The organism is Comamonas sp. UBA7528 (genome assembly GCF_002479375.1).
In the GTDB taxonomy this organism is placed as follows: Bacteria; Pseudomonadota; Gammaproteobacteria; order Burkholderiales; family Burkholderiaceae_C; genus Comamonas.
Window position 1 is genome coordinate 241,437 of the sequence record NZ_DLMU01000010.1, and the last position, 23,449, is coordinate 264,885.

The window sequence follows — 23,449 nt, forward strand, 5'->3', positions numbered from 1 at the left end:
GCAGGGGGCAAGGCTTGAAATGAAGACGCTATTGTGCCGCTGTTTGACCTGCCGCGGGCCAGTGCCCCGGCATGTCCCGTGGAATGCGCGCGCATGTCGGCCGTCACATACGCGCGCCTTTTTTTCTGGTATTTACAGGCTGTCGGTGCCGGGATCATCGGCCGTCAGCGCCACCGGCTGGACGGCATGGCCGGCCATCCGCGCCGTGCCCCCGCTACCGGCCAGCAGCGCCGCAAACTCGGCCGCAGGCAGGGGTTTGCTGCACAGATAGCCCTGGAAGGCATCGCAGCCGTTGCTGCGCAAAAAGTCCAGCTGCTGCACGGTTTCCACCCCTTCGGCCAGCACCTGCAGGTCCAGGCTGCGGCCCATGGCGATGATGGCCCGGCTGATGGCCATGTCGTCGCCGTTGTGCGGGATGTCGCGGATGAAGCCCTGGTCGATCTTGAGCACATCGATGGGAAAGCGCTTGAGGTGGGCCAGCGACGAGTAGCCGGTGCCGAAGTCATCGATCGCCAGGCGCACCCCCAGCTCGCGCAACTTGCGCAGCACGGCCAGGGCTTCGTCCGGACGCTCGGCCAGCGCACTTTCGGTGATCTCCAGTTCCAGCGCCTGGGCGCTGTAGCCCGAGCTTTGCAGGGCCCGGGCAGTGCAGCCGGCCACATCGGTCAGCAGAAACTGGTGCGGCGACACGTTCACCGCCACCGACACCTCCGGCAGGCCCTGCAGGCGCCAGGCCTGCGCCTGGCGGCAGGCTTCGTGGATCACCCACTCGCCCAGCGGACCGATCAGGCCCGAGCTTTCCGCCACCGGAATGAAGCGCGCCGGGGAGATGAAGCCTTCCTGCGGATCGTTCCAGCGCAGCAGGGCTTCAGCGCCCACAATGCGGCCGCTGGCAATGTCCACCTGCGGCTGGTAGTACAGCTGCATCTGCCCCAGGCCCATGGCCCGGCGCAGCTTGGCTTCCAGCGCAATGCGTTCGCGCGCGGAAGCGGTCATGCCTTCGTCGTAGAAGCACCAGGCGCTGCTTTCGCCCCGCCCTTCCTTGGCGCCGTACACGGCGGCATGCGCCCCCTGCAGCAGGGAGGCCGTGGTGTCGGCATGTTCGGGGAACATGCAGATGCCGGCGCTGACGCTGACCACCACCGCAAAGCCGTCCGGGGAATGCCAGGGCTGGGCGGCGGCACGGATCAGGCGCTCGGCAATTTCCTCCGCGTCGCCATGGCCATGCAGCTCGCGGGCCAGCACGATGATTTCATCGCCCGCCATGCGGCCGATCATGTCGCCGGGGCGCAGTGCACCCTGCACCTGACGGGCAATGTGCTTGAGCACTTCGTCCCCCACCAGATGGCCGTAGCTGTCGTTCACATCCTTGAAACGGTCCAGGTTCAGCAGCAGCACCGCCATCTGCTCGCTGCCCTGGCGGGCCTGCTGCACCGCACGCTCCAGCTCCTGGCCGAACCAGGAGCGGTTGGACAGGCCGGTCAGCGGGTCCTTGTGGGCCAGGAACTCCAGCCGCTGCTGCTGTGCCTTCTCCTCGGAGATGTCGGTGAACATGCAGACATAGTGGGTGACGGCGCCCTGGGCATCGTACACGGCGCTCAGCGACATGCGCTCCGGGAAGATGTCACCGTTCTTGCGGCGGTTCCAGATCTCGCCCCGCCAGTGGCCCGTCTGGTTGAGCGCCTGCCACATGCCCTGGTAGAACGCCTGGCCGTGGCGCCCGGACTTGAACGCGCGCGGCGTCCGTCCCAGCAGCTCTTGCTCCGTATAGCCCAGCAGGCGGGTGAACGCGGGGTTCACCGACAGGATGAGGCTTTGCGAGTCCGTCACCACCACGCCTTCCATGGTGTTGTCCACCACGGTGGCGGCCAGGCGCAGCCGGTCCTGCTCCCGGCGGTGCTCGGTCTGGTCGGTGAAGATGCCGGAGAACCGCAGCACCCGGCCCTGGGCATCCAGGTGGCGCGTGCCGCGCGCCTGGAACCAGCGGTATTCGCCATCGAAGCAGCGCACCCGCGCCGTTACTTCGAACAGGGCGCCGGTCTGCAGCGCCTGGGCCACGGCACGGTGCACCTGTTCGCGGTCCTCCGGGTGCAGCAGTTCCTTGAAGCGCACGTCATGCGCCAGGTCCTTGCCGGTGTAGCGCAGCATGGCCGCGACCCCGTCGGAGAAGGTGTAGCGGCGGCGTTCCATGTCCCAGTCCCACATGCCGCTGCCGCTGCCGTCCAGCGCTAGCCGCAGCTGCTGGGTGCTGTAGTCCATGGCCTGGCGGGCGGCCTCGATCTCGCTCAGGTCCTGCAGCACATGCACCAGCATGGGCGTACCGTGGTTGTTGCGCACCACGGCCACCGTGCACAGCACCGTGGCACTGCGGCCGTTTTCGGCGTTGCGCACCGTGCGCTGGTTCTGGTAGTGGTCGATCTCGCCGTTCAGCAGGCGGCGCATCTGTTCCTGCGCTTCGCCTTCATCGCGGGACGGCGCCAGGGCACGGAAGTCCCGCAGTGCCAGCTCCTGCAGTGTCAGGCCCAGCATGCGGCACAGCCGGCCGTTGGCCCACTGCACATGGCCGGTGCCGGGCTCCACGCGGGCAATGCCGACCGGCGCATGGCGCACGATGTGGAAAAACTCCTGCATGGTGGCCACGCGCGCGGCTTCGGCACGCATCATGCGCCGCACCTGCCAGGCGGCAAGCAAACCGGTGATGAAGACAAAGATATAGGTCTTCCAGCGCAGCAGCCCCGGCAAAGCCACCGGGTCGTCCACCCAATGCGGAGCCAGCACCTCGGCCGCCCCGAACCAGAGCAGGCCGAATGCCACATAAAAAGCCATGGCCCGCCACGGGGCCAATTGCGGGACAGAGCCCTCTTGCTGCATGTATTACCTCAATCCCTGGCTTGCCCCAGCTTGCTGCGACAATTGCAGGGCTATGACCCAAGCCTATATTCTTACTCTCTCGTGCCCCGACCGCCGCGGCCTGGTGCATGCTGTCTCCGGCTTTCTGCTGGAACAGGGCGCCAACATCGAAGAGGCTGCCCAGTACAACGACAACGCCACCGGGCTGTTTTTCATGCGCGTGCAATTCGCATGCGACAGCCAGGACATGCAGACGCTGAAGACCGCCACCGCCGAAATGGCCGAGCCCTTCCAGATGCAATGGAGCCTGCACGCCCGCTCTGAAGCCATGAAAACCGTGATCATGGTCAGCAAGGAAGGCCACTGCCTCAACGACCTGCTGTTCCGCTGGAAGTCCGGCCTGCTGCCCGTGGACATCCGCGCCATCATCAGCAACCACCGCGAGTTCTACCAACTTGCAGCCAGTTACAACATTCCCTTCCACTACATCCCCGTGAACGCGGCCACCAAAGCCCAGGCCGAAGCACGCCAGATGGAAATTATCGAGGCGGAAGGCGCAGAACTGGTGGTGCTGGCACGATACATGCAAGTCCTGTCGGATAATTTGTGTCAAAAGTTGTCTGGCCGTGCTATCAACATCCACCACAGCTTCCTGCCCAGCTTCAAGGGAGCCAAGCCCTACTACCAGGCCCATGACCGGGGCGTGAAGCTGATCGGAGCCACCGCTCACTACGTGACGGCGCACCTGGATGAAGGCCCCATCATCGAGCAGGACGTGGCCCGTGCCGACCACACCGACACCGTGGAAGACCTGACCGCCCGCGGCCGCGACACCGAAAGCCAGGTGCTGGCCCGTGCCGTGAAGTGGCACAGCGAACACCGCGTGATCCTCAACGGCACCAAGACCGTCGTTTTCCGCTGACACCCGGCCCATGGTCTCGCCCGCCTCGAAACCGCCGCAGCTGCCGGTGACCACGCCGCCGCAGGCCTTCTTCAACAGCAGTGCGGCGCGGCGGATTCCGCCCATCCAGTGCCTGCTGACCTTCGAGGCCCTGGCGCGCCTGCGCAGCGTGACCCAGACGGCCGAGGAGCTGTGCGTCACGCCCAGCGCCGTCAGCCACCGCGTCAAGCAGCTGGAGCAGACCCTGGGCACCCGCCTGTTCGGGCGGGCCGACTTTTCCCTGACCACCGACGGCAGCGCCTACCTGGCCCAGGTGCGCGAAGGCCTGGGCGCGCTGCAGCGCTTTCCCGGCGCCAGCATGCCCACGGGGCGGCGGCGGCTCAAGCTGGCTGTCACGCCCACGTTTGCACGCTGCATCCTGATTCCCCGGCTGAGCCAGTTCACCGCGGCCTACCCCGAGATCGATCTGACCTTGCAGGTGGCCATCCCGCTGCTGGACGTGGTGGCCGAAGACGCCGATCTGATGGTGCGCTACGGTCCCGGCCACTACGCTGACGTGGAGCACATGGAAATCGCCCGCGATGTGCTGACCCCGCTGGCCTCGCCCGCCTTCGTGCGCGATTACGGCCCCTTCGACACCCCGGCCGACCTGGAAAACGTGCCCCTGCTGCGCAGCCCGCTGGAGCCCTGGCGCACCTGGCTGGACGCCGCCGGCCTGGCCTGGCCCGAACCCTCCGAAGGCTCTCAGTTCAACGACATCGGCCTGCTGTGCGACGCTGCGGCGGCCGGCATGGGCGTGGCACCGGTACGACTCAAGCTGGGCGCCCCCTGGCTGGACAACGGCGCGCTGGTGCGCCTCTTCGATCTGGAAGTGCCCAGTCCCCATGCCCACTACCTGTGCTGGCGCACCGGCACCATGGACCGCTGGGAATGTGCGGCCTTTGCCGAATGGGTCAGCAAGGCCATCTGAAAAGCTGCGCCACGCGGTGAAGCCGGCCTGCGGCCAGGCAGGCGCGGGGCGCTGCCCTGGCGTGCTGCCCGCACGGACGCCCCCGCAGAAACGGTCGTCCTTGCCGCTCCGCACCATTTCACACGGGGCTGCAAGAAAACTCACGCACGGGCGGGCCGCCTTCCTCTACAGTGGCAGGCTATGAGCTTAGCCAGCCCCACCCACACCCCGAGCGCGTCCGAGCGCGCCGCCCGCCAGGCCGAAGTGGTCGCCGCCCTGCGCGCCCATGTGCCCGAGCATGCCCTGCTCTACCAGAGCGAAGACACCACTCCCTACGAGTGCGACGGCCTGACCGCCTACCGCCAGCGTCCGCTGGTGGTCTGCCTGCCCGAGACCTATGCCCAGGTCCAGGCCGTGCTCAAGGCCTGCCACGCCGTGCAGGTGCCCGTGGTGGCACGCGGTGCGGGCACGGGACTGTCCGGCGGCGCCATGCCCCACGCCATGGGCGTGACCCTGTCGCTGGCCAAGTTCAACAAGATTCTGAAGGTGGACGCTTTCAGCCGTACGGCCCTGGTGCAGTGCGGCGTGCGCAACCTGGCCATCAGCGAGGCGGCCGCGCCCTTCAACCTGTACTACGCCCCCGATCCCAGCAGCCAGATCGCCTGCACCATCGGCGGCAATGTGGCCGAGAACTCCGGCGGCGTGCACTGCCTGAAATACGGACTGACCGTGCACAACGTGCTGAAGGTCAAGGGCTTTACCATCGAAGGCGAGCCGGTCGAGTTCGGCTCCGATGCGCTGGACGCCCCCGGCTACGACCTGCTGGCCGCCATGATCGGCAGCGAAGGCATGCTGGCCGTGGTGACGGAAGTGACCGTCAAGCTGGTGCCCAAGCCGCAACTGGCGCGCTGCATCATGGCCAGCTTCGACGATGTGCGCAAAGCCGGCGACGCCGTGGCCGCCGTGATTGCGGCGGGCATCATCCCGGCCGGGCTGGAAATGATGGACAAGCCCATGACGGCCGCCGTGGAAGACTTCGTCAAGGCCGGCTACGACCTGACGGCCGAGGCCATCCTGCTGTGCGAATCCGACGGCACGCCCGAAGAGGTGGAAGAGGAAATCGGCCGCATGAGTGCCGTGCTGCGCCATGCCGGCGCCACCGCCATCACCGTGAGCAACAGCGAAGAGGAGCGCATGCGCTTCTGGAGCGGCCGCAAGAATGCCTTCCCGGCATCGGGCCGCATCAGCCCCGACTACATGTGCATGGACTCCACCATCCCGCGCAAGCGCCTGGCCGACATCCTGCTGTCGATCCAGGAGATGGAAAAGAAATACCAGCTGCGCTGCGCCAACGTGTTCCACGCCGGCGACGGCAATCTGCACCCGCTGATTCTGTTCGATGCGAACAATCCGGACGAGCTGCACCGCTGCGAGCTGTTTGGTGCCGACATCCTGGAAACCAGCGTCGCCATGGGCGGCACGGTCACGGGCGAACATGGCGTGGGCGTGGAAAAGCTCAACAGCATGTGCACCCAGTTCACCACCGAGGAGAACCTGCAGATGTTCGCGCTAAAAGCCGCGTTCGATCCGGCCGGTCTACTGAATCCCGGCAAGGTGATTCCCACCCACAACCGCTGCGCCGAATACGGCAAGATGCTGGTGCGTGGCGGGCAGATCAGCCACCCCGATCTGCCCCGATTCTGACGACGGTCAGCCGCCTTGGGCCGCCCATGGCCTCATGGCCGCGGCGGGGGCCTTGGCGCAGCAGCCTGCCCTCCCGCCCGGCCTGACATCCGGGTACAAAGCGTGGCCCGCGCCGCTGCGCCGAAGGCATCACCGCCAGGCACACCTGGCAAAGGTTGCGCCAGCGCAGGCAAACTCTTTCGGGCCTGGTGCAAGATGGCGCTCAACCGCCTGCCGCCACCGGTGTGATCACCGGCTGCGGCGATTCCACCTGCGCACGCACCATGCCCACCGCACCCCGCCGCCAACGCCTGCCGGCCGCTGTCCGCATTCAGCAGATCCTGGACGCCGCCCTTGCCGAGTTCTCGCGCCAGGGCTACACCGCGGCCCGCATGGAGGACATTGCCCAGGCGGCCCAGCTGTCCAAGGGCGGGCTGTACGCCCATTTCCCCAGCAAGGAGGCCCTGCTGCAGACCCTGCTGGAACGGCTGCTGGAGCGCCCCCTGGTGGAGCAGCCAGACGGGTGGCCCGATGGTGTGCAGACCCTGGAAGAGTTGGTGGGCGCATTCGTGGACCACACACTGCAGCGCCTGGCGGAACCCGCCACCCTGCCCGTGCTGCGCCTGCTGCTGGCCGAAAGCCCGCGCCTGCCCGCAGCCATGCAAGGCTGGCAGCAGCGCATGCTGCAGCTGCATGCCCAGACCCATACACGCCTGATCCAGCGCGCCGTCGACCAGGGCCTGTTGCCCACCGACCCGGCACCGCCGGACTGCAGCCTGCTGCTGGTGCCGCTGCTGCACAGCGTATTCATGATCCTTGCCAGCGGCCAACCACTGAGCACCTCCCAGCTGCAAGCGCTGCGCCCCCAGCACCAGGCCCTGCTGCTGCGCCTGCTGCGCCCCTGACCGCACAGCAACCGAACCTTCCATGCAGCCCGCAATCGATGTGTCGCTAAAAACCGACCAGTCGGTAGCGCACTTGACTTAACTCAAGGCACCCGCGAGGCTTGAGAATGAAACTGTCAAGTAACAAGGGCCATGGTCCCATGGCCCATGTGCCGGTCTTGAACTGGCCATACCGAGTGCCTTGCCATGCAACCACCTGTATTTACGCCTCCTGTGGGTCGTCCAACCTGGCTTGCCGCCGTGCTGTGCACTGCCTTGCTCAGCGGCTGTGCCCCGGGTGCCAGGCCGCTGGCCCAGCCCGATACCGCGCTGCCCGGCCAGTGGCCGGACGACAGCCCTGTCGGCAGCACCGCCGCTGCGGATGCCGTCCTGCCGGACTGGCGCGCCATGGTGCAGGATCCCACGCTGGCCCAGCTGCTGGAGCAGAGTCTGGCCCACAACCACGATCTGCGCCTGGCCCTGCTGCGCGTGGAAGAGGCCCGTGCCGCCCATGGCATCCAGCGGGCCGACCGCTTCCCCTCCCTGGCAGTGGGCAGCAACCACGCCCGCGCCCGCGTGCCGGGCGACCTGAATGTCAGCGGCCGCCCGGTCACAGGCAGCGACCACGAGGTGTTCGTGGGCCTCAACAGCTGGGAGCTGGACCTGTGGGGCCGCGTGCGCAGCCTGGACGAAGCCGCGCTGCAGCAGTACCTGGCCACCGCCGCGGGCGCCCGGGCCACCCAGCTCAGCCTGCTGGGCCAGGTGGCCCGTAGCTACCTGGCGCTGCGCGAGCTGGATGAACGCCTGCGCCTGGCGCGCAGCACCGTCGAGAGCCGGGCAGAAACGCTGCGCATCTTCACCCGGCGCTATGAAGTGGGCAGCATTTCCAGGTACGCGCTGACCCAGGTGCAAAGCCTGCACAACCAGGCGCTGTCGCTGGCCGTCTCGCTGGAGCAGGAACGCGCACAGATCGCCCACAGCCTGGCGCAGCTGACCGGCCAGCCCGTGGCCCAGCTGGCCGAACTGCCGGCCTTGCCTGCGGGGGCCTCCGTGTTCCGCGCCGTGCCGGTGGGCCTGCCCTCGGCCCTGCTGCAAGCCCGGCCGGACATCGTCGCGGCCGAGTACCAGTTGCAGGCCGCACACGCCCAGGTGGCCGCCGCGCGGGCCGCGTTCTTTCCGCGCATTGCACTGACCGGCAGCTTTGGCACGGCCAGCGCCCAGCTCGATGGGCTGTTCGGCTCTGGCAGCCAGGCCTGGACGTTTTCCCCCAGCATCTCGCTGCCGATCTTTGATGGCGGCCGCCGCAGCGCCAACCTGGACCTGGCCGCCGTGCGCCAGCACAGCGCCGTGGCCAGCTACGAGCGCAGCGTGCAGACCGCCTTCCGCGAAGTCTCCGATGCCCTGTCCGCCCGCCACCACCTGGCCCGCCAGACCCAGGTGCAGCGCGACAACCTGCAGGTGCTGCAGGAACGCGCCCGCCTGGCCCAGCTGCGCTACGACAACGGCGCCTCGCCCTATCTGGATGTGCTGGATGCCCAGCGCGACCTGCTCACCGCCGCCCAGCAGGCGGTGCAGGCCCATTACGCGCTGCAGACCGCCCAGGTCAGCCTGTACACGGCCCTGGGTGGCGCACCGGCCCCTGTGAACCCTTAACCGAAGTCCACCGCCATGTCCCTGTCCCCCCGTACCCAGAAATCCCTGACCCTGGTGGCCATGGCCGCCGCACTGGTGCTGGCCGGCGGCTACGCCTGGAAGCAATGGCAGGCCAGCCATGCCGATGCCGGACTGGCCAGCGGCAACGGCCGCATCGAGGCCACCGAGATCGACGTGGCCACCAAGCTCGGCGGCCGGGTCGAAGAGATCCTGGTCACCGAAGGCGCGTTTGTGAAGGCCGGCGAACTGCTGGCACGCATGCAGATCCACACCCTGCAGGCCCAGCGCGCCGAAGCCGTGGCCGGCAAGGACCGTGCCGTGCACACCGTGGCCGCCGCCAAGGCCCAGGTGGCGCTGCGCGAAAGCGACCACGCCGCTGCGCTGGCCATGGTGAGCCAGCGTGAAGCTGAGCTGGACGCAGCCCGCCGCCGCCTGGCCCGGTCCGAAACCCTGGCCAAGGAAGGCGCCAGCGCCGTGCAGGAGCTGGACGATGACCGTGCCCGCGTGCGCGGCGCCGAAGCCGCACTCAAGGCCACCCAGGCCCAGGCCGCCGCCGCCAAGGCCGCCATCGAGGCGGCCCGTGCCGACGTCACCGGCTCGGACTCTGCCGTCAAGGCCGCGGCCGCCACCGTGCAGCGCGTCGATGCCGAACTGGACGACAGCCAGCTCACCGCACCGCGCGATGCACGCGTACAGTTCCGTCTGGCCCAGCCCGGCGAGGTGCTGGGTGCCGGCGGCAAGGTGCTGAACCTGGTGGACCTGTCGGACGTCTACATGGGCTTTTTCCTGCCCGAAACCGTGGCCGGCCGCGTGGCACTGGGCTCGGAGGTGCGCATCGTGCTGGACGCCGCGCCGCAATGGGTAATTCCTGCCACCGTGAGCTTTGTGGCCAGCACGGCCCAGTTCACCCCCAAGACCGTGGAAACTGCCAGCGAACGCCAGAAACTGATGTTCCGCGTCAGAGCCCAGATCGACCCCGAGCTGCTGCAGAAACACCTCAAGCAGGTCAAGACCGGCCTGCCCGGCCAGGCCTGGGTGCTGGCCGAACCCGGCGCCCAGTGGCCCGCCCACCTGCAGGTGAAGCTGCCGGAGTAAGCGCGCATGGCCATCTCCCTCACCGCCCCGCCTGCGGCCCGGCTGCAGGACGTGCACCTGCGCTATGGCGCCACCGAAGCCCTGCGCGGCATCACGCTGGACATTCCTGCGGGTGGCATGGTGGGCCTGATCGGCCCGGACGGCGTGGGCAAGTCCAGCCTGCTGTCGCTGCTGTCGGGCGCCCGCGCGGTGCAACAGGGCGAAGTCTGGGCACTGGGCGGCGACATGCGCAGCAAAGCACACCGCGACCGCGTCTGTCCCCGCATCGCCTACATGCCCCAGGGCCTGGGCAAGAACCTGTACCCCACGCTGTCGGTGGAAGAGAACCTGCAGTTCTTCGGCCGCCTGTTCGGCCACGATGCAGCCGAGCGCCGCGCCCGCATCGACGATCTGACGCAGAGCACCGGCCTGAAGAAATTCCTGCAGCGCCCGGCCGGCAAGCTCTCGGGCGGCATGAAGCAGAAGCTGGGGCTGTGCTGCGCGCTGATCCACGACCCGGACCTGCTGATCCTGGACGAGCCCACCACCGGCGTCGACCCGCTGGCCCGCGCCCAGTTCTGGGATCTGATCCAGCGCATCCGCACCACCCGCCCGCAGATGAGCGTGCTGGTGGCCACGGCCTATATGGACGAGGCCCAGCGCTTTGACTGGCTGGTAGCCATGGACGACGGTCTGGTGCTGGACACCGGCACACCGGCCGAGCTGCTGGCGCGCACCGCCACGCAATCGCTGGAAGCGGCCTTCATCGCCCTGCTGCCCGAAGCCAAGAAGCGCGGCCACGCCGAGGTGGTGATTCCGCCGCTGCCCGCCGGCACCGGCGGCGCGGAAGACATCGCCATCGAGGCCCAGGACCTGACCATGCGCTTTGGCGACTTTGTCGCCGTGGACCATGTGAACTTCCGCATCCGCCGGGGCGAGATCTTTGGCTTCCTCGGCTCCAACGGCTGCGGCAAATCCACCACCATGAAGATGCTGACCGGCCTGATGCCGGCCAGCGAAGGCCAGGCCTGGCTGTTCGGCAAGGCCGTGAATCCCAACGACATCGCCACGCGCAAGCGCGTGGGCTATATGTCGCAGGCGTTTTCGCTCTATGGCGAGCTGACGGTGGAACAGAACCTGGTGCTGCACGCCCGGCTGTTCCATGTGCCCGAAGCCGAGGTGCCGGCGCGCGTGCAGGAGATGCTGGAGCGCTTCGGCCTGACCGGGGAACGCCAGGACCTGCCCGACAAGCTGCCCCTGGGCCTGCGCCAGCGCCTGTCGCTGGCCGTGGCCATGGTGCACCGGCCCGAGCTGCTGATCCTGGACGAACCCACCTCGGGCGTGGACCCGGTGGCGCGCGACCAGTTCTGGCGCCTGCTGGTGGAGCTGTCGCGCCGCGACCGGGTGACCATCTTCATCTCCACCCACTTCATGAACGAGGCCGCACGCTGCGACCGCATGTCCATGATGCACGCCGGCAAGGTGCTGGACAGCGACACGCCCGCCGCGCTGACCGCCAAGCGCGGCGCGGCCACCCTGGAAGAAGCTTTCATCGGCTATCTGGTCGAAGCCTCGGGCGAGGCGGCACCGCAGCTCGACGCCCCCCAGGCAGCCGCCCCCTCGACAGCCGCCCCTGCCATCACGGCGCCGGATGCCGGCAAGGCCCCTGCCCGCTTCAGCCTGCAGCGCCTGTGGAGCTATCTATGGCGCGAATCGCTGGAGCTGCAGCGCGACCCGGTGCGCGCCACGCTGGCCCTGGTCGGGTCGCTGGTGCTGATGGTGGTGATCGGCTTTGGCATCAGCATGGACGTGGAGGACCTGAAATTCGCCGTACTGGACCGCGACCAGAGCACGCTGAGCCAGAGCTACACGCAAAGCCTGTCAGGTTCACGCTACTTCATCGAGCAGCCTCCGCTGACCTCCTACGAGGACCTGGACCAACGCATGCGCAGCGGCGCCATCGCACTGGCCATCGAGATCCCGCCGGGCTTTGGCCGCGATGTGCTGCGCGGCAGCCCGGTGGCAGTGGGCGCCTGGTTCGACGGCGCCATGCCCCAGCGCGGCGAGACCGTCAAAGGCTATGTGCAGGGCATGCACCAGCACTGGCTGGTCCAGCAGGTGCGTGAGCGCACGGGGATCAGCATGGGCAGCCAGGTTTCCATCGAGACCCGCTTTCGCTACAACCCGGACGTGAAGAGCCTGCCGGCCATGGTGCCCGCCGTGATTCCCATGCTGCTGCTGATGTTCCCCGCCATGCTCACTGCCCTGGCCGTGGTGCGGGAAAAAGAGCTGGGCTCCATCGTCAACCTGTACGTGACGCCTGTCACGCGCACGGAGTTTCTGCTGGGCAAACAGCTGCCCTATGTGGCCCTGGCGCTGCTGAACTACCTGCTGATGTGCGCCATGGCGGTGTTTGCCTTTGGCGTGCCCATGACCGGCAGCTTTGTGGCACTGACGCTGGCCGCCGTGCTGTTTGCCATCATCGCCACCGGCATGGGGCTGCTGGCCTCGGCCGTCACGCGCAGCCAGATCGCAGCCCTGTTCTTCGCCATGCTGGGCACCCTGATTCCGGCCACGCAGTTCTCGGGCCTCACCGACCCGGTCAGCTCGCTGGAAGGCGCGGGCCGCTGGATTGGCGAGATCTACCCCGCCACCCACATGTTCGCCATCAGCCGCGGCGTGTTCAGCAAGGCCCTGGGCCTGCAGGACCTGGGCAGCGCCTATGTGCCACTGCTGCTGGCCATCCCTGTGATCATGGGCATTGCCATCTGGGCGCTGCCCAAGCAGGAAAAATGATGGAGCACCGCACTGCGTCGCTGCGCGAGGGCGGTGCGACGGCCGCCTCTCGGCGGGGCGGCGCCGGCGCGCTGCCGGTGGCGAACAGAGTCCGGGCATGCGACCGGGGCCGCCCCAGGTATCCCGCCTGCGGGCCGGGCGCCCCGCACGAACCACCCAACCATGCAGGGGGAGCCATGCCATGCTGCATAGCCTGAAGAACATCTGGCGCCTGGGCGTCAAGGAACTGTGGAGCCTGTGGCGCGACCCGGTGATGCTGGTGCTCATCGCCTACACCTTCACCGCATCGGTCTACACCTCCGCCTCGGCCATGCCCGAGACCTTGCACCACGCGCCCATCGCCATCGTGGACCAGGACCAGTCTCCGCTGTCGGCCCGCATCAGCTCGGCCTTCTATCCGCCGCAGTTCATGCCCCCGCAGATGCTGGAATGGCAGCAGGTCGACCCCGGCATGGATGCCGGCCGCTTCACCTTTGCCCTGACCATTCCCCCCGGCTTTCAGCGCGACGTGCTGGCCGGCAAGAAGGCCGAGCTGCAGCTGAATGTGGACGCCACCCGCATGAGCCAGGCGTTTTCGGGCAGCGGCTATATCCAGCAGATCGTCACGGCCGAAATCACTGAATTCACCCAGCGCCACCGCTCGGCCAGCACGCTGCCGGTGGACCTGGAGTTGCGCGCGCGCTTCAACCCGTCGCTGAACAAGGTCTGGTTCGGCGGGCTGATGCAGATCATCAACAACGTGACCATGCTGTCCATCATCCTGACCGGCGCGGCCCTGATCCGCGAGCGCGAGCACGGCACCATCGAACACCTGCTGGTGATGCCCGTCACCCCCACCGAGATCATGCTGGCCAAGGTCTGGTCCATGGGGGCGGTGGTGCTGGTGGCGGCCGGAGTGTCGCTCAATCTGGTGGTGCGCGGCTTTCTGCAGGTGCCGATCGAGGGCAGCATTCCGCTGTTCATGGCCGGTGCGGCCCTGTGCCTGTTTGCCACCACGGCCATGGGCATCTTCATGGCCACGGTGGCGCGCTCCATGCCCCAGTTCGGCCTGCTGATGGTGCTGACCCTGCTGCCGCTGCAGCTGCTGTCCGGCGGCATGACCCCGCGCGAATCCATGCCCCAGCTGGTGCAGGACATCATGCTGCTGGCGCCCACCACGCACTTTGTGGAACTGGGCCAGGCCATCCTCTACCGTGGCGCAGGCCTGGACGTGGTGTGGAAGCCGTTTGCCGCACTGGCCGTGATCGGCGCGGCGCTGTTCGCCCTGTCCCTGGCACGTTTCCGCAAGACCATCAGCCAGATGGCCTGATCCCCGCCATGGCGCCCTGCGGCACCTTAGGGCGCCTTGCCGGAGCGCATCAGGTGCAGCGCCAGGGCATGGTAGGCCGGCAACGAGGTGGCGTCGTTGGCCGCATTGCCGGCCACCGGGTGTGATGCAAAACGGGCGATCACCATCTCGGCCTGGGGGTCGATGTAGATCGTCTGTCCGTGCACGCCGCGCGCAGCAAAGGCCCCGTGGGCGTTGTGCGTCACCCACCACATGTTCCGGTACGACCAGCCGGGCAGCTGGCGGTAGCCGGCCTGCGCAAAATCGGCCGGATTGCCGCCGCGGCGGATGTCGGCCACGGCCGCCGCCGGCAGAATGCGCCGGCCCTGGAACACCCCGCCATTGCGCAGCATCTCACCGAACCGGGCCATGTCGCGCAGGCCCAGGTTCAGGCCACCGCCGGCAAAGGGCGTACCGCTGGCGTCCACGGTCATATAGGCATCCTGCTCGGTGCCCAGCCGGCTCCAGATGCGGTCGGACAGCAGCTCGGCCACCGACTGCCCGGAAACCCTCGCCAGCACCCAGCCCAGGGCATCGGTATTGGCCGTGCGGTAGCCAAAGGCCGCCCCATGCGTGCCCAGCGGCTGCACCGTCTGCAGAAACTCGTAATAGCTGCGCGGGCCGGTGTAGTCCGCCGGCTTGGGCAGCGGGTTGCCTGCGGCCGCATGGGCCCAGACCTCGGCCTTGGGATCGGCATAGTCTTCGCTGAAGCGGATGCCGGTGGTCATGTCCATCACCTGGCGCACGGTGGCGCTGCCGAATGCGGAAGCCGCCAGCTCCGGCACATAGTCGGCCACGCGGCGTGCCGGGTCCAGCCTCCCTTCGGCCACCAGCATGGCGGCCAGGGTCCCCACGAACGACTTGGTCACCGACATGGCCGCATGCTGGCCCTGGGGCTGCAGCGCACCAAAGTAACGCTCGTACACCACGCGGCCGCGGTGCAGCACCACCATCCCGTCGGTGTAATTGGCGGCCAGCGACTGCTCCCAGGTCATGGGCTGGTCGGACCCCAGGGGCAGGAACTGCAGCGCATCGATATCACTGCGCAGCGCGCGCGGCAACGCCGCAGGGGCTCCCAGCCCGCGCGACACATTCACCGTGGGCATCAGCTGGCGAAAATGGGCCACGCTCCAGCGCAGTGCCGGAAAGCGGAAGTACGAACCATCGTCAAAACGCAGCACGCGGTCGGCAGGCGGCGGCGACCCCACCATCCACCCCATGCGGACCGGGTCACTGGCCGCGGCGTCGGGGTAGGCGGTCTGGACCTGGGCCTGCACCCCGGCCGATGCCAGAAGCAGCCATGCACAGGCGATGGAGGAAACACGGTGTGGCAATGTCATGGCAGCAGGCTTTCAGAAGGCGGTGCCCCACAGCACCTCCCTGCATGCTGCCAGAACCTGCCGTCTACTGCCCCGGCAACACCCTTCGGCGCCGCACCCAGGCGAACCGCGAGACCGGCGCCCAGGCAGTGCTCAGCGCTGCACGCCCCATTTACGCACCGTCAGGCGCTCCAGCGTGTGGAAGCCCAGGGTCTCCACCAGCAGGCCGATGGCAATCACGGTGAGCAGGCCGGCGAACACCTTGTCGGTGTAGAGCTCGTTGCGGTTCTGGAAGATGTACCAGCCCAGCCCGCCTTTGCCGGAGGAGGCACCGAACACCAGCTCGGCCGCAATCAGCGTGCGCCAGGCAAAGGCCCAGGCGATCTTCAGGCCCGACAGAATCGACGGCAGCGCGGCCGGAATCAGGATCTGCAGCACATAGCGCACACCGGACAGGCCGTAGTTGCGCCCCGCCATGCGCAGCGTCTCGGGCACGGCCTGGAAGCCGGCATAGGTGTTCAACGCCAGCGGCCACAGCACCGAATGCACCAGCACGAACAGCAGGCTGCCCTGGCCCAGGCCGAACCACAGCAGCGCCAGCGGCAGCAGCGCAATCGCGGGCAGCGGGTTGAACATGCTGGTCAGCGTGGTCAGCAGATCGCGCCCCAGCTGGGTGGACACCGCCAGCGTGGTCAGCACCAGCGCACCGGCAATGCCCAGCGCATAGCCCTGCACCAGCACCGCCAGCGAAGCCACGGCCTTGACCAGCAGTTCACCGCTGGCCCAGCCGTCCACCAGGGCGCGCACCGTGGCGGTGAAGGTGGGCAGCAGCAGATCGTTGTCCTGCCACAGCGCCAACACCTGCCACAGCGCCGCCAGCACGGCCAGAATCAGCCCCCGGCGCACGGCGGCCAGTCCCCACAGCCGGGCGAACCAGGGCAAGGGCTCAGTGGGCGCGACCGTCCCCAAAGGCTCCAGCGCACGTTCGTATTCAGGGCGGACCGGCGGCTGTGTCCCGCCCTGGGTGGCCAGATCCGGAGGAATGGTGATCGTGCTCATGGCGTACTCACAGGCTGACGGGCATGGTGGCCCAGGTGGGTGGCAGGCCGTCCGCCAGATGGCGCGCCTCCTGCACGGGCGGGTCTGCCGACGGCGGTTGCGCACCGGGTGCGGTGGGTGAGGCAGCCACAGGCGGCGCTTCAAACAGCAGGCGGTGGATGCGCTGGGCCGTGGCCTGGAACGCTTCGCTGCCCTGGCTGGCCAGGTCGAAGGCATGGCTGTTGACCTCGGCCCGCACCCGGCCCGGATGGGGCGAGAGAATGGCAATCCGGTTGCCCACCACCAGCGCCTCTTCGATCGAGTGGGTGACAAACACCAGCGTGAAGCGGAACTCCTCCCACAGCGCCAGCAACTCCTCCTGCATGCGGCGGCGGGTCAGCGCATCCAGCGCGGCAAAGGGCTCGTCCATCAGCAGCACGCGCGGCTGCATAGCCAGCGCGCGGGCAATGGCCACGCGTTGCTTCATGCCACCGGACAGCTGGTGCGGGTGCGCATCGGCAAACTGCGCCAGGCCCACCTTGGCGATCACGGCATCGGCGCGTTCGCGTGCGGCTGCGCGTGGTAACTGGCCGGAGGCCAGCAGCGGGAACATCACGTTCTCGCGCACCGTCTTCCAGGGCGGCAGCTGGTCAAACTCCTGGAACACCACCACCCGGTCCGGACCGGGGCCGTGCACCGGCTGGCCGTCCAGCAGGATCTGCCCCTCGGCCGGGGTGATGAAGCCGCCCAGCGCCTTGAGCAGGCTGCTCTTGCCGCAGCCCGAAGCACCCAGCAGCACAAAGCGGTCGCCTTTGAACACATCCAGGCTGACCCGGTGCGTGGCCCGCACCTGCTGCCGCGCCGTGGCGTAGACCAGGCTCACGTCCTGCACCTGCAGCAGCGGCTGGGGACTGCGCTCTGCGTGCGCGGACGCTTCGCCTGCAGCCGCAGCGGGTGCCGCCGCCTCCTGCCCCACCGCCGTTCTGTGCACCGGCGCCGCGTGGGTCGGCCACGGCATGACGGCGGCGGGCACGGCCGCGGCTTCGGCCAAATCGGTGTGCCAGTGGCCCCCAGCCATCAGCCCGGCAGGGCCTTCCCATTCGGCTGCCAGTTGCTGCCAGAAGCGCTGGCGCACCGCTGCAAAGCGTGTCATCGTCATTTCTCCCAACCCGGAAGCCGGCGCAGCGTCAGTTGCCGCCCGCCACGCGGGGATCGTCAAAGAAGTAATCCGACAGCTGTGCCGGCGTGGCCTTGATGGCCCCCACACGCTGCAGGAACTGGCCCAGCGCCAGCGTGCGCTGCGGCTGCACGGTGAACTGCACCTGCGGGCTGCGGATGACATCCAGCACCAGCTTGCGGTCCTGCTTGCCGCCGGTGACCTTCAGGTAAATGTCGGCCGCCTGCTCCGGGTTCTTCTGCACGAATTGCGCCGCCTCGTGCAGCGCATCCAGGAAGGCGCGGTAGGTCTTGGGGCTGTCGTTGCGGAACTTCTCGGTGGCGTAGAGCACGGTGGACGAAGCCGGTCCGCCCTGCACGTCGTACGAGTTCAGCACCACGCGTGCCTGCGGGTTGGCGGCCAGCTCCTGCTCCTGGAACGGCGGGTTGCCGAAGTGGGCGGTGATTTCCGTGCCGCCCTTGATGATGGCCGCGGCCGCCTCGGGGTGGGGAATGGCCACTTGCAGCCGGTCCAGCCTGTTGTACTGCGCGTCGCCCCATTGCTTGGCCGATGCCAGCTGCAGAATGCGCGACTGCACCGACACGCCCACCGCCGGCAGGGCAATGCGGTCCTTGTCGCTGAAATCGGCAATGGTCTTGACGGCCGGGTTGTTGCTCACCAGCAGGTAGGGGAAGTTGCCCAGCGAGGCCACGCCCTTGACGTTCTGCTTGCCCTTGGTGCGGTCCCACAACGTGAACAGCGGGCCCACGCCGGCTCCGCCAATGTCCACATTGCCGGACAGCAGGGCATCGTTGATGGCCGAGCCGCCGGAGAGCTGCAGAAAGTCCACCTTGATGTCCACACCCCGGCTCTTGCCGTGCTTCTCGATCAGCTTTTGCTCCTGCGCCACGTTCAGCAGCAGGTAGACGATGCCGAACTGCTGGGCAATGCGCAGCTGGCCTTCCTTGGCATGGGCTGCAGGTGCGGCCATGGCGGCGGCCAGCACCGCAGTGGCGGCCAAGGTGCCGGTCACGGAACGGCGCAGCGCGGGGAGGTGAAAGATTTTGTTCATGATGAAGGTGAAGTCCAGACGGAGGCTGCGGAGCAGTAGCAGTAGCTGCAACACCAGCTCCTGCAGCATCAAAGCCAACCCTTGCGCCGCACACCGGCGCAACATGGGGAGTGAAATCCAGAGCGGGCCTCCCTGCGGCGCACGGCATCCGAGCACTGCTGGGCGGCACCTGCCTGCGCGGCATCAGGCCACGGGCGTATCGCCTTCCACCGTGGTGCGGTAGAGCTTGCGGCGCAGGTGTTCCGGCGTGCCGCTGGCCAGGTGCAGCACCGAACGGTTGTCCCAGAACACCAGGTCGTGCGGCTGCCACTGGTGGCGGTAGACAAACTGCGGCTGCACGCTGTGGGCAAACAGCTGGTTCAGCAGGTCGCGGCTTTCGTCATCCGTCAGGCCCAGCACGCGGCTGGTGAAATGCTCGCTGACAAACAGCGCCTTGCGGCCGTTGCCGGGGTGGGTGTGAACCACGGGGTGGACGGCCGGCTTGACCTCATCGATCTGCGCCTGCGTCAGCGCCGGGCGCCAGGGGCTCTTGGCGCGCAGCGTTTCGTAGTGCAGCAGGTAGCTGTGTTCGGCCTGCAGACCCTGCAGGCGCTTTTTGACGATGTCCGGCAACGCGTCGTAAGCGGCATGCTGGTCCGCAAACAGGGTGTCCCCCCCTTCGCTGGGCAGCTCCTGCGCATGCAGCAGGCTGCCCAGCGAAGGCTTTTCCTTGTACGACAGATCGGAATGCCACAGCTGCCCGGCATCGCCCAGCCCCTCCGGCTGACCCTGGGCATCACGGATGTTGGAGACCTGCAGGATTTCCGGGTGGCCCGCCAGCTGGAACTGGCGCAGCACATGGATTTGCAGCGGGCCCCAGCGGCGGCTGAACGCCACCTGCTGGGCCGGGGTGATGCGCTGGTCGCGGAACACCAGCACATGGTGCTGCCAGTGCGCCTGCTGCAGGCGCTCAAAATCGGCATCCGACAGCGGACGGGACAGGTCCAGCCCGACCACCTCCGCCCCCAGATTGCCTGCGGCACCCGGGGCCGGACGGATCACAAAGTCCTGCGGCGGCACCGCAGCGTCCTGCAGGCGGGAGGGTCGGGAGAAATCGTAGGTGGCGAGGACGGCAGACATGGTGGGCTTCCTTTTTCTGGCAGTCGAATGACGTTGGAAGCCAGTCTAGAAAGCCCTCTTCATTCTGAAAACGAATAAATTTCGACTTGCTTATGAACAAATCATCTTTATCTGCCGCAGCGCCCGTCACCCGCAAACACGGGCGGCCTCAGCCCAGCGTGACCTGGGTCGCCCCGGCATCGGACAGCCGCCACAGCAGCGCTTCCAGCGCCTCGGCCGGGGCAGAGCCCAGGTCGACCGCACTGCGCCAGCCTTCGCCGGCTGGCTGCAGGTCCGACAGAAAATGCAGCACGCCATACAGGCCATCGGTCGCCAGGGCGTTCTGGTCTTCGGCGTCGAACCCCTGCCAGAACCACTCCTGGAGCGTATGCGCCACCCGGTCCCGGCCCAGGCCCTGTACCTCCAGCTGCAGCCAGTCCCAGGAGAACGGCACCATGGTCACGGCCGTGCCCGCCAGCTGCAGCTGCACCGGATCGAACTGCAGACGGCTGCGTGCATCCACGGTCAGGCTGCTGCCGTCCTGCTGCACGATGGCGTCCACCCTGCAAGGCAGGCCCAGCTCCCCTTCGGTGGCCAGCGCACCATCCGCCGTGCGCAAGGCCGGCTCCACATGGCAAGCCTGCTGCTGCACGGCCTGGGACAGGGTGTCGGTATAGGCGCCGCGCACGGCCTCCAGAAGTTCGCTGAATGTCATGGTGAAAGTTGCACACAGCCCCGCCCCATGGCCGGGGGCTGTCAGAGAGAAGGACGGCCGATCGTAACCCCGTGCAGCGCTGCCACCGCGGCCACCGCGCGCACGCGGGGACCGCCTGGTGCCGTCCCTGCAGGCGGTGTCAGAACTTCATGTCGGCGCGCAACCACCAGGTGCGGCCGGTCTCGTTGATGCGCGTGTTGCCGGGCAGACCGAAGCCGGCGTTGCCCGCCAGGTTCAGGTGCTCGGCATAGGCCTTGTCGAACAGGTTGTCCACGCCCAGCAGCAGCTTGAGCTTCGGGTTCACGCGATAGCTGGTGTTGAGCGACAGCACGCCGAACCCGGCGCTGGCCCCCAGATCCTGCCCCACCACATTGCCCTGGCCCCGGGCCACACGGTGCTGGGCCGCCACCAGACGCCACAGCGCTCCGGCCGTCCAGGGCCCTTGGGCATAGTCCAGCCCCAGGCGCAGTTCCACCGGCGGTGTCTGCGGCAGCGGCCGGCCATCGCTGCGGTTCTGCGCCCAGGTGCCGGCCAGCGTGGCCTGCGCCGCCCATGCGGTGCTGAGCTGGTGGCTGCCCCCCAGCTCCAGACCGGCGCGGCGTGCGTCGACGTTGCGCACATTGGAGGCCATGCCCACATAGTCGAACAGGATGTAGTCCTGCACCACGGCGGCGTAGCCCGATGCCCAGGCCTGCCAGCCCTCGCCCTTCCACTGCCCGCCCACATCCAGCTGGGTGGTTTTTTCCGGCTTCAGGCTGGCAAAGGCATTGCCTGCCGTGGCGGCGCTGTTGCTGGGTGAGATCAGTTCCCAGTAATCCGGAAAGCGCTGCACATGGCCCAGGCCGGCATAGACCGTGGCGCCGGACGCCAGCTGCTGTTCCCAGCGCACAAACCCGCTGGGCATGGCACTGCGGTCGCGGTCGTTGTCGGCCGTGGCGGCAGCCATGCCGCCCATGCCTCCCATTCCCCCCATGCCGCCGCTGCTGGCGGGATAGCGCCGGGCCTCGGACTGGTCCAGCCGCAGACCGCCCACCCAGCGCGTGCGCTCGCTGGCCTGCCAGCCCAGCTCGGCAAACCAGCCCCAGCTGGCGAACTTGGCATCCCGCGTCCATGCCTGGCTGTCGTAGGACAGGCTGGGCGTGCCGCTGCGCTTGTCGTGCGGGCTGCGCAGGGCGTCAAAGCCCGTGACCAGCTGCCAGCCCTCGACGGGCAGCAGCGTCGCCGCCACCCTGCCACCAGTGGTGGTGCGGCGCACATTGCTGGCCATGCCGCCCGCCATCATGCCGGTGGTAGGGGGCGTGCGCAGCGTGTAGTTGTCCATCACATGGTCGGCCTGGTTGCGGTAGACCTGCGCCTCCAGCTTGGCCAGCCAGGGCGTGAGGTGCTGCTTTTCAAAGCGCAGGCCCCAGCTGTCGCGGCGGAACTGCGTCCCGTCCATGCTGCGGCCGCCATAGCGTGCTTCGCCGTCACCCGCGCCGGCGCTCAACTCCAGCAGGGTATGGGCGTCGGGGGTGAAACCCACGGCCACATCGGTATTCCATTTGTCCCAGCCGGAAGGCACACGGCGGCCATTGCCGTCCTTGTAATCCTGCCCATGGGAATGGTTGGCGGTGGCACGCAAATAGACCTGGGCGTTGCCGGCCTCCAGGTCCACGGTCTGGTCGTTGCGGCCGCCGCTGGCGCCCAGCAGGCTGGCGGACAGGCGGGCGCCGGCTTCGGAGAATTCGGGCGGCAGCCGGTCAAAGCGCACCACCCCGGCCGAGGCACCCGGCCCCCACACCACCGTCTGCGGGCCCTTGACCACAGTGAGCTGGTCATAAGTTTCCGGCGAAATATAAGAGCTGGGCGCATCCATGCGCGCCGGGCAGGCGCCGATCAGGTTCGTGCCGTTGGTCAGCAGCGGCAGGCGCGATCCGAACTGGCCACGGAACACCGGGTCGCTGTTCGACCCACCGCTGCGCACGGCCGAAAACCCGGGAATGGTCTTGAGGTAGTCGGCCGCATCGCTGGCCGGAATCGGCTGGCGCGGCTGCTTGGGGTCAGCCACCACCTGCACAGGGGAATGGTCGTGCACCGCAGTGACCACCACTTCACCCAGTGCGCGGCCAGGAGCCTCCTGGGTCTCTTGCACCACGTCACGGGTGTTCGCCGCTTGCGCGGCACCGGACATACCGATGGCGGGCAACCCGGCCAGCACACAGGCCAGCGCGCAGGGCGACCAGCGGAAACGGAACTGCGGGGCGCGCGCAACGGCGACCCGGGAAAAAACGGAATAAGTTGGCATGCGACATCCACGCCGCCGCCCACCGGCGCAGACAGGCACAGGCCATGCGGCCTGCACCCACCGGGCACGGTCGGCAGGGCTTCAAAACAGGGAAATTCACGGCATGCGCACCGGCATGCCGCACTCAGGCGTGGAGAGGTGCCGGCGGACCGCGTGCCGGCAGGGGCGCAGCGGCCAGGCGCGAAAGCGGCGGCCGTGCCGGGGCGTGCCACCCCAGTCCCTGGCGCGGCGCGGGCGGACGGTAGACGACCACGGCCACCGTGGCCGGCGGACTGAGGGCGATGCACAGCACGCAATCCGGGCCATGCGGACCGTGACCGCTGTGCTCATGGGCAGGCTCGGGCGCAGCCCCCCCATCCGGAATCGCCGCATGGGGGCTGTCATGGGCGGCATGCGTGCCGTGGACATGGGCTGCCGCGTGGGATTGAACGGCGCTGGCAGGCGCCATGGCCGCCACCACCGGTGCCGGCCCGGACACGGCGCGCACGCGCACCCCGGCCCACAGCGCCACCAGCCAGAGCGCGATGCACAGCAGGAGCACCGTGGTGCCCAGGCGTCGGTTGCGTCGAATCTGCTCCAGCATGCGGGCGATTATCTGGTTCCCGGCCTGCGGTGGAGGACGTTTGCGCACACATGCTGCCTATCGCCCA

17 protein-coding genes are annotated in these 23,449 nt (G+C 68.1%); 8 read left to right on the forward strand and 9 right to left on the reverse strand.

Features of this window, described 5'->3' with window-relative positions; all coding sequences use genetic code 11:
* Nucleotides 1–132: 132 nt before the first annotated feature.
* A complete protein-coding gene (locus B3349_RS14080; RefSeq protein ID WP_291589571.1) occupies nucleotides 133–2,826 on the reverse strand; it encodes a sensor domain-containing protein in 2,694 nt (897 codons plus the stop codon).
* A gap of 97 nt (nucleotides 2,827–2,923) precedes the next feature.
* Between B3349_RS14080 and purU the strand changes: the two genes are divergently transcribed.
* From purU to B3349_RS14120, 8 genes are all read left to right on the forward strand, one after another.
* A complete protein-coding gene (gene purU, locus B3349_RS14085; RefSeq protein ID WP_291589573.1) occupies nucleotides 2,924–3,772 on the forward strand; it encodes a formyltetrahydrofolate deformylase in 849 nt (282 codons plus the stop codon).
* Between the two features lie 10 nt (nucleotides 3,773–3,782).
* Nucleotides 3,783–4,721 carry a LysR substrate-binding domain-containing protein gene (locus B3349_RS14090; RefSeq protein WP_083520620.1) on the forward strand — a complete coding sequence of 313 codons (939 nt, stop codon included), beginning with the start codon at nucleotides 3,783–3,785 and terminating at the stop codon, nucleotides 4,719–4,721.
* Nucleotides 4,722–4,901: 180 nt separating this feature from the next.
* Nucleotides 4,902–6,404, forward strand: coding sequence for an FAD-linked oxidase C-terminal domain-containing protein (locus B3349_RS14095; RefSeq protein WP_291589576.1), 1,503 nt, complete (start codon nucleotides 4,902–4,904; stop codon nucleotides 6,402–6,404).
* A 263-nt stretch (nucleotides 6,405–6,667) separates the two neighbouring features.
* Nucleotides 6,668–7,288: a TetR/AcrR family transcriptional regulator gene (locus B3349_RS14100; RefSeq protein ID WP_291589578.1), complete on the forward strand. Its 621-nt coding sequence runs from the start codon at nucleotides 6,668–6,670 to the stop codon at nucleotides 7,286–7,288.
* 186 nt (nucleotides 7,289–7,474) lie between these two features.
* Entirely contained in the window at nucleotides 7,475–8,920 is a 1,446-nt protein-coding gene (locus B3349_RS14105; RefSeq protein WP_414646899.1) for an efflux transporter outer membrane subunit, read from the forward strand.
* A gap of 15 nt (nucleotides 8,921–8,935) precedes the next feature.
* Nucleotides 8,936–10,015, forward strand: a complete 1,080-nt coding sequence (locus B3349_RS14110; protein WP_291589581.1) for an HlyD family secretion protein — start codon at nucleotides 8,936–8,938, stop codon at nucleotides 10,013–10,015.
* A gap of 6 nt (nucleotides 10,016–10,021) precedes the next feature.
* Nucleotides 10,022–12,790 carry a ribosome-associated ATPase/putative transporter RbbA gene (gene rbbA, locus B3349_RS14115; protein WP_291589582.1) on the forward strand — a complete coding sequence of 923 codons (2,769 nt, stop codon included), beginning with the start codon at nucleotides 10,022–10,024 and terminating at the stop codon, nucleotides 12,788–12,790.
* Nucleotides 12,791–12,971: 181 nt separating this feature from the next.
* Nucleotides 12,972–14,099, forward strand: a complete 1,128-nt coding sequence (locus tag B3349_RS14120; protein WP_291589584.1) for an ABC transporter permease — start codon at nucleotides 12,972–12,974, stop codon at nucleotides 14,097–14,099.
* Between the two features lie 26 nt (nucleotides 14,100–14,125).
* On the opposite strand, the gene B3349_RS14125 is transcribed toward B3349_RS14120, so the two are convergent.
* From B3349_RS14125 to B3349_RS14160, 8 genes are all read right to left on the reverse strand, one after another.
* Nucleotides 14,126–15,457, reverse strand: a complete 1,332-nt coding sequence (locus tag B3349_RS14125; RefSeq protein WP_291589586.1) for a serine hydrolase domain-containing protein — start codon at nucleotides 15,455–15,457, stop codon at nucleotides 14,126–14,128.
* 132 nt (nucleotides 15,458–15,589) lie between these two features.
* On the reverse strand, nucleotides 15,590–16,495 hold the full coding sequence (locus B3349_RS14130) for an ABC transporter permease (protein ID WP_291589588.1): 906 nt from the start codon (nucleotides 16,493–16,495) through the stop codon (nucleotides 15,590–15,592).
* Nucleotides 16,496–16,502: 7 nt separating this feature from the next.
* On the reverse strand, nucleotides 16,503–17,492 hold the full coding sequence (locus B3349_RS14135; protein ID WP_291589863.1) for an ABC transporter ATP-binding protein: 990 nt from the start codon (nucleotides 17,490–17,492) through the stop codon (nucleotides 16,503–16,505).
* A 169-nt stretch (nucleotides 17,493–17,661) separates the two neighbouring features.
* Nucleotides 17,662–18,720, reverse strand: a complete 1,059-nt coding sequence (locus tag B3349_RS14140) for an ABC transporter substrate-binding protein (protein WP_414646909.1) — start codon at nucleotides 18,718–18,720, stop codon at nucleotides 17,662–17,664.
* Nucleotides 18,721–18,885: 165 nt separating this feature from the next.
* Nucleotides 18,886–19,821, reverse strand: coding sequence for a TauD/TfdA dioxygenase family protein (locus B3349_RS14145; protein WP_291589590.1), 936 nt, complete (start codon nucleotides 19,819–19,821; stop codon nucleotides 18,886–18,888).
* Between the two features lie 148 nt (nucleotides 19,822–19,969).
* Nucleotides 19,970–20,515, reverse strand: a complete 546-nt coding sequence (locus tag B3349_RS14150) for a hypothetical protein (protein WP_291589592.1) — start codon at nucleotides 20,513–20,515, stop codon at nucleotides 19,970–19,972.
* Between the two features lie 139 nt (nucleotides 20,516–20,654).
* Nucleotides 20,655–22,799 carry a TonB-dependent copper receptor gene (locus tag B3349_RS14155; RefSeq protein ID WP_291589594.1) on the reverse strand — a complete coding sequence of 715 codons (2,145 nt, stop codon included), beginning with the start codon at nucleotides 22,797–22,799 and terminating at the stop codon, nucleotides 20,655–20,657.
* A 124-nt stretch (nucleotides 22,800–22,923) separates the two neighbouring features.
* Nucleotides 22,924–23,382 carry a hypothetical protein gene (locus tag B3349_RS14160; RefSeq protein ID WP_291589596.1) on the reverse strand — a complete coding sequence of 153 codons (459 nt, stop codon included), beginning with the start codon at nucleotides 23,380–23,382 and terminating at the stop codon, nucleotides 22,924–22,926.
* Between the last annotated feature and the right edge of the window lie 67 nt (nucleotides 23,383–23,449).

Bases quoted from the DNA above. Each gene is read 5' to 3' on its own strand.
- B3349_RS14080 (WP_291589571.1), bottom strand. From the start codon at position 2,826: ATGGCTTTTTATGTGGCATTCGGCCTGCTCTGGTTCGGGGCGGCCGAG.
- purU (WP_291589573.1), top strand. From the start codon at position 2,924: ATGACCCAAGCCTATATTCTTACTCTCTCGTGCCCCGACCGCCGCGGC.
- B3349_RS14090 (WP_083520620.1), top strand. From the start codon at position 3,783: ATGGTCTCGCCCGCCTCGAAACCGCCGCAGCTGCCGGTGACCACGCCG.
- B3349_RS14095 (WP_291589576.1), top strand. From the start codon at position 4,902: ATGAGCTTAGCCAGCCCCACCCACACCCCGAGCGCGTCCGAGCGCGCC.
- B3349_RS14100 (WP_291589578.1), top strand. From the start codon at position 6,668: ATGCCCACCGCACCCCGCCGCCAACGCCTGCCGGCCGCTGTCCGCATT.
- B3349_RS14105 (WP_414646899.1), top strand. From the start codon at position 7,475: ATGCAACCACCTGTATTTACGCCTCCTGTGGGTCGTCCAACCTGGCTT.
- B3349_RS14110 (WP_291589581.1), top strand. From the start codon at position 8,936: ATGTCCCTGTCCCCCCGTACCCAGAAATCCCTGACCCTGGTGGCCATG.
- rbbA (WP_291589582.1), top strand. From the start codon at position 10,022: ATGGCCATCTCCCTCACCGCCCCGCCTGCGGCCCGGCTGCAGGACGTG.
- B3349_RS14120 (WP_291589584.1), top strand. From the start codon at position 12,972: ATGCTGCATAGCCTGAAGAACATCTGGCGCCTGGGCGTCAAGGAACTG.
- B3349_RS14125 (WP_291589586.1), bottom strand. From the start codon at position 15,457: ATGACATTGCCACACCGTGTTTCCTCCATCGCCTGTGCATGGCTGCTT.
- B3349_RS14130 (WP_291589588.1), bottom strand. From the start codon at position 16,495: ATGAGCACGATCACCATTCCTCCGGATCTGGCCACCCAGGGCGGGACA.
- B3349_RS14135 (WP_291589863.1), bottom strand. From the start codon at position 17,492: ATGCCGTGGCCGACCCACGCGGCGCCGGTGCACAGAACGGCGGTGGGG.
- B3349_RS14145 (WP_291589590.1), bottom strand. From the start codon at position 19,821: ATGTCTGCCGTCCTCGCCACCTACGATTTCTCCCGACCCTCCCGCCTG.
- B3349_RS14150 (WP_291589592.1), bottom strand. From the start codon at position 20,515: ATGACATTCAGCGAACTTCTGGAGGCCGTGCGCGGCGCCTATACCGAC.
- B3349_RS14155 (WP_291589594.1), bottom strand. From the start codon at position 22,799: ATGCCAACTTATTCCGTTTTTTCCCGGGTCGCCGTTGCGCGCGCCCCG.
- B3349_RS14160 (WP_291589596.1), bottom strand. From the start codon at position 23,382: ATGCTGGAGCAGATTCGACGCAACCGACGCCTGGGCACCACGGTGCTC.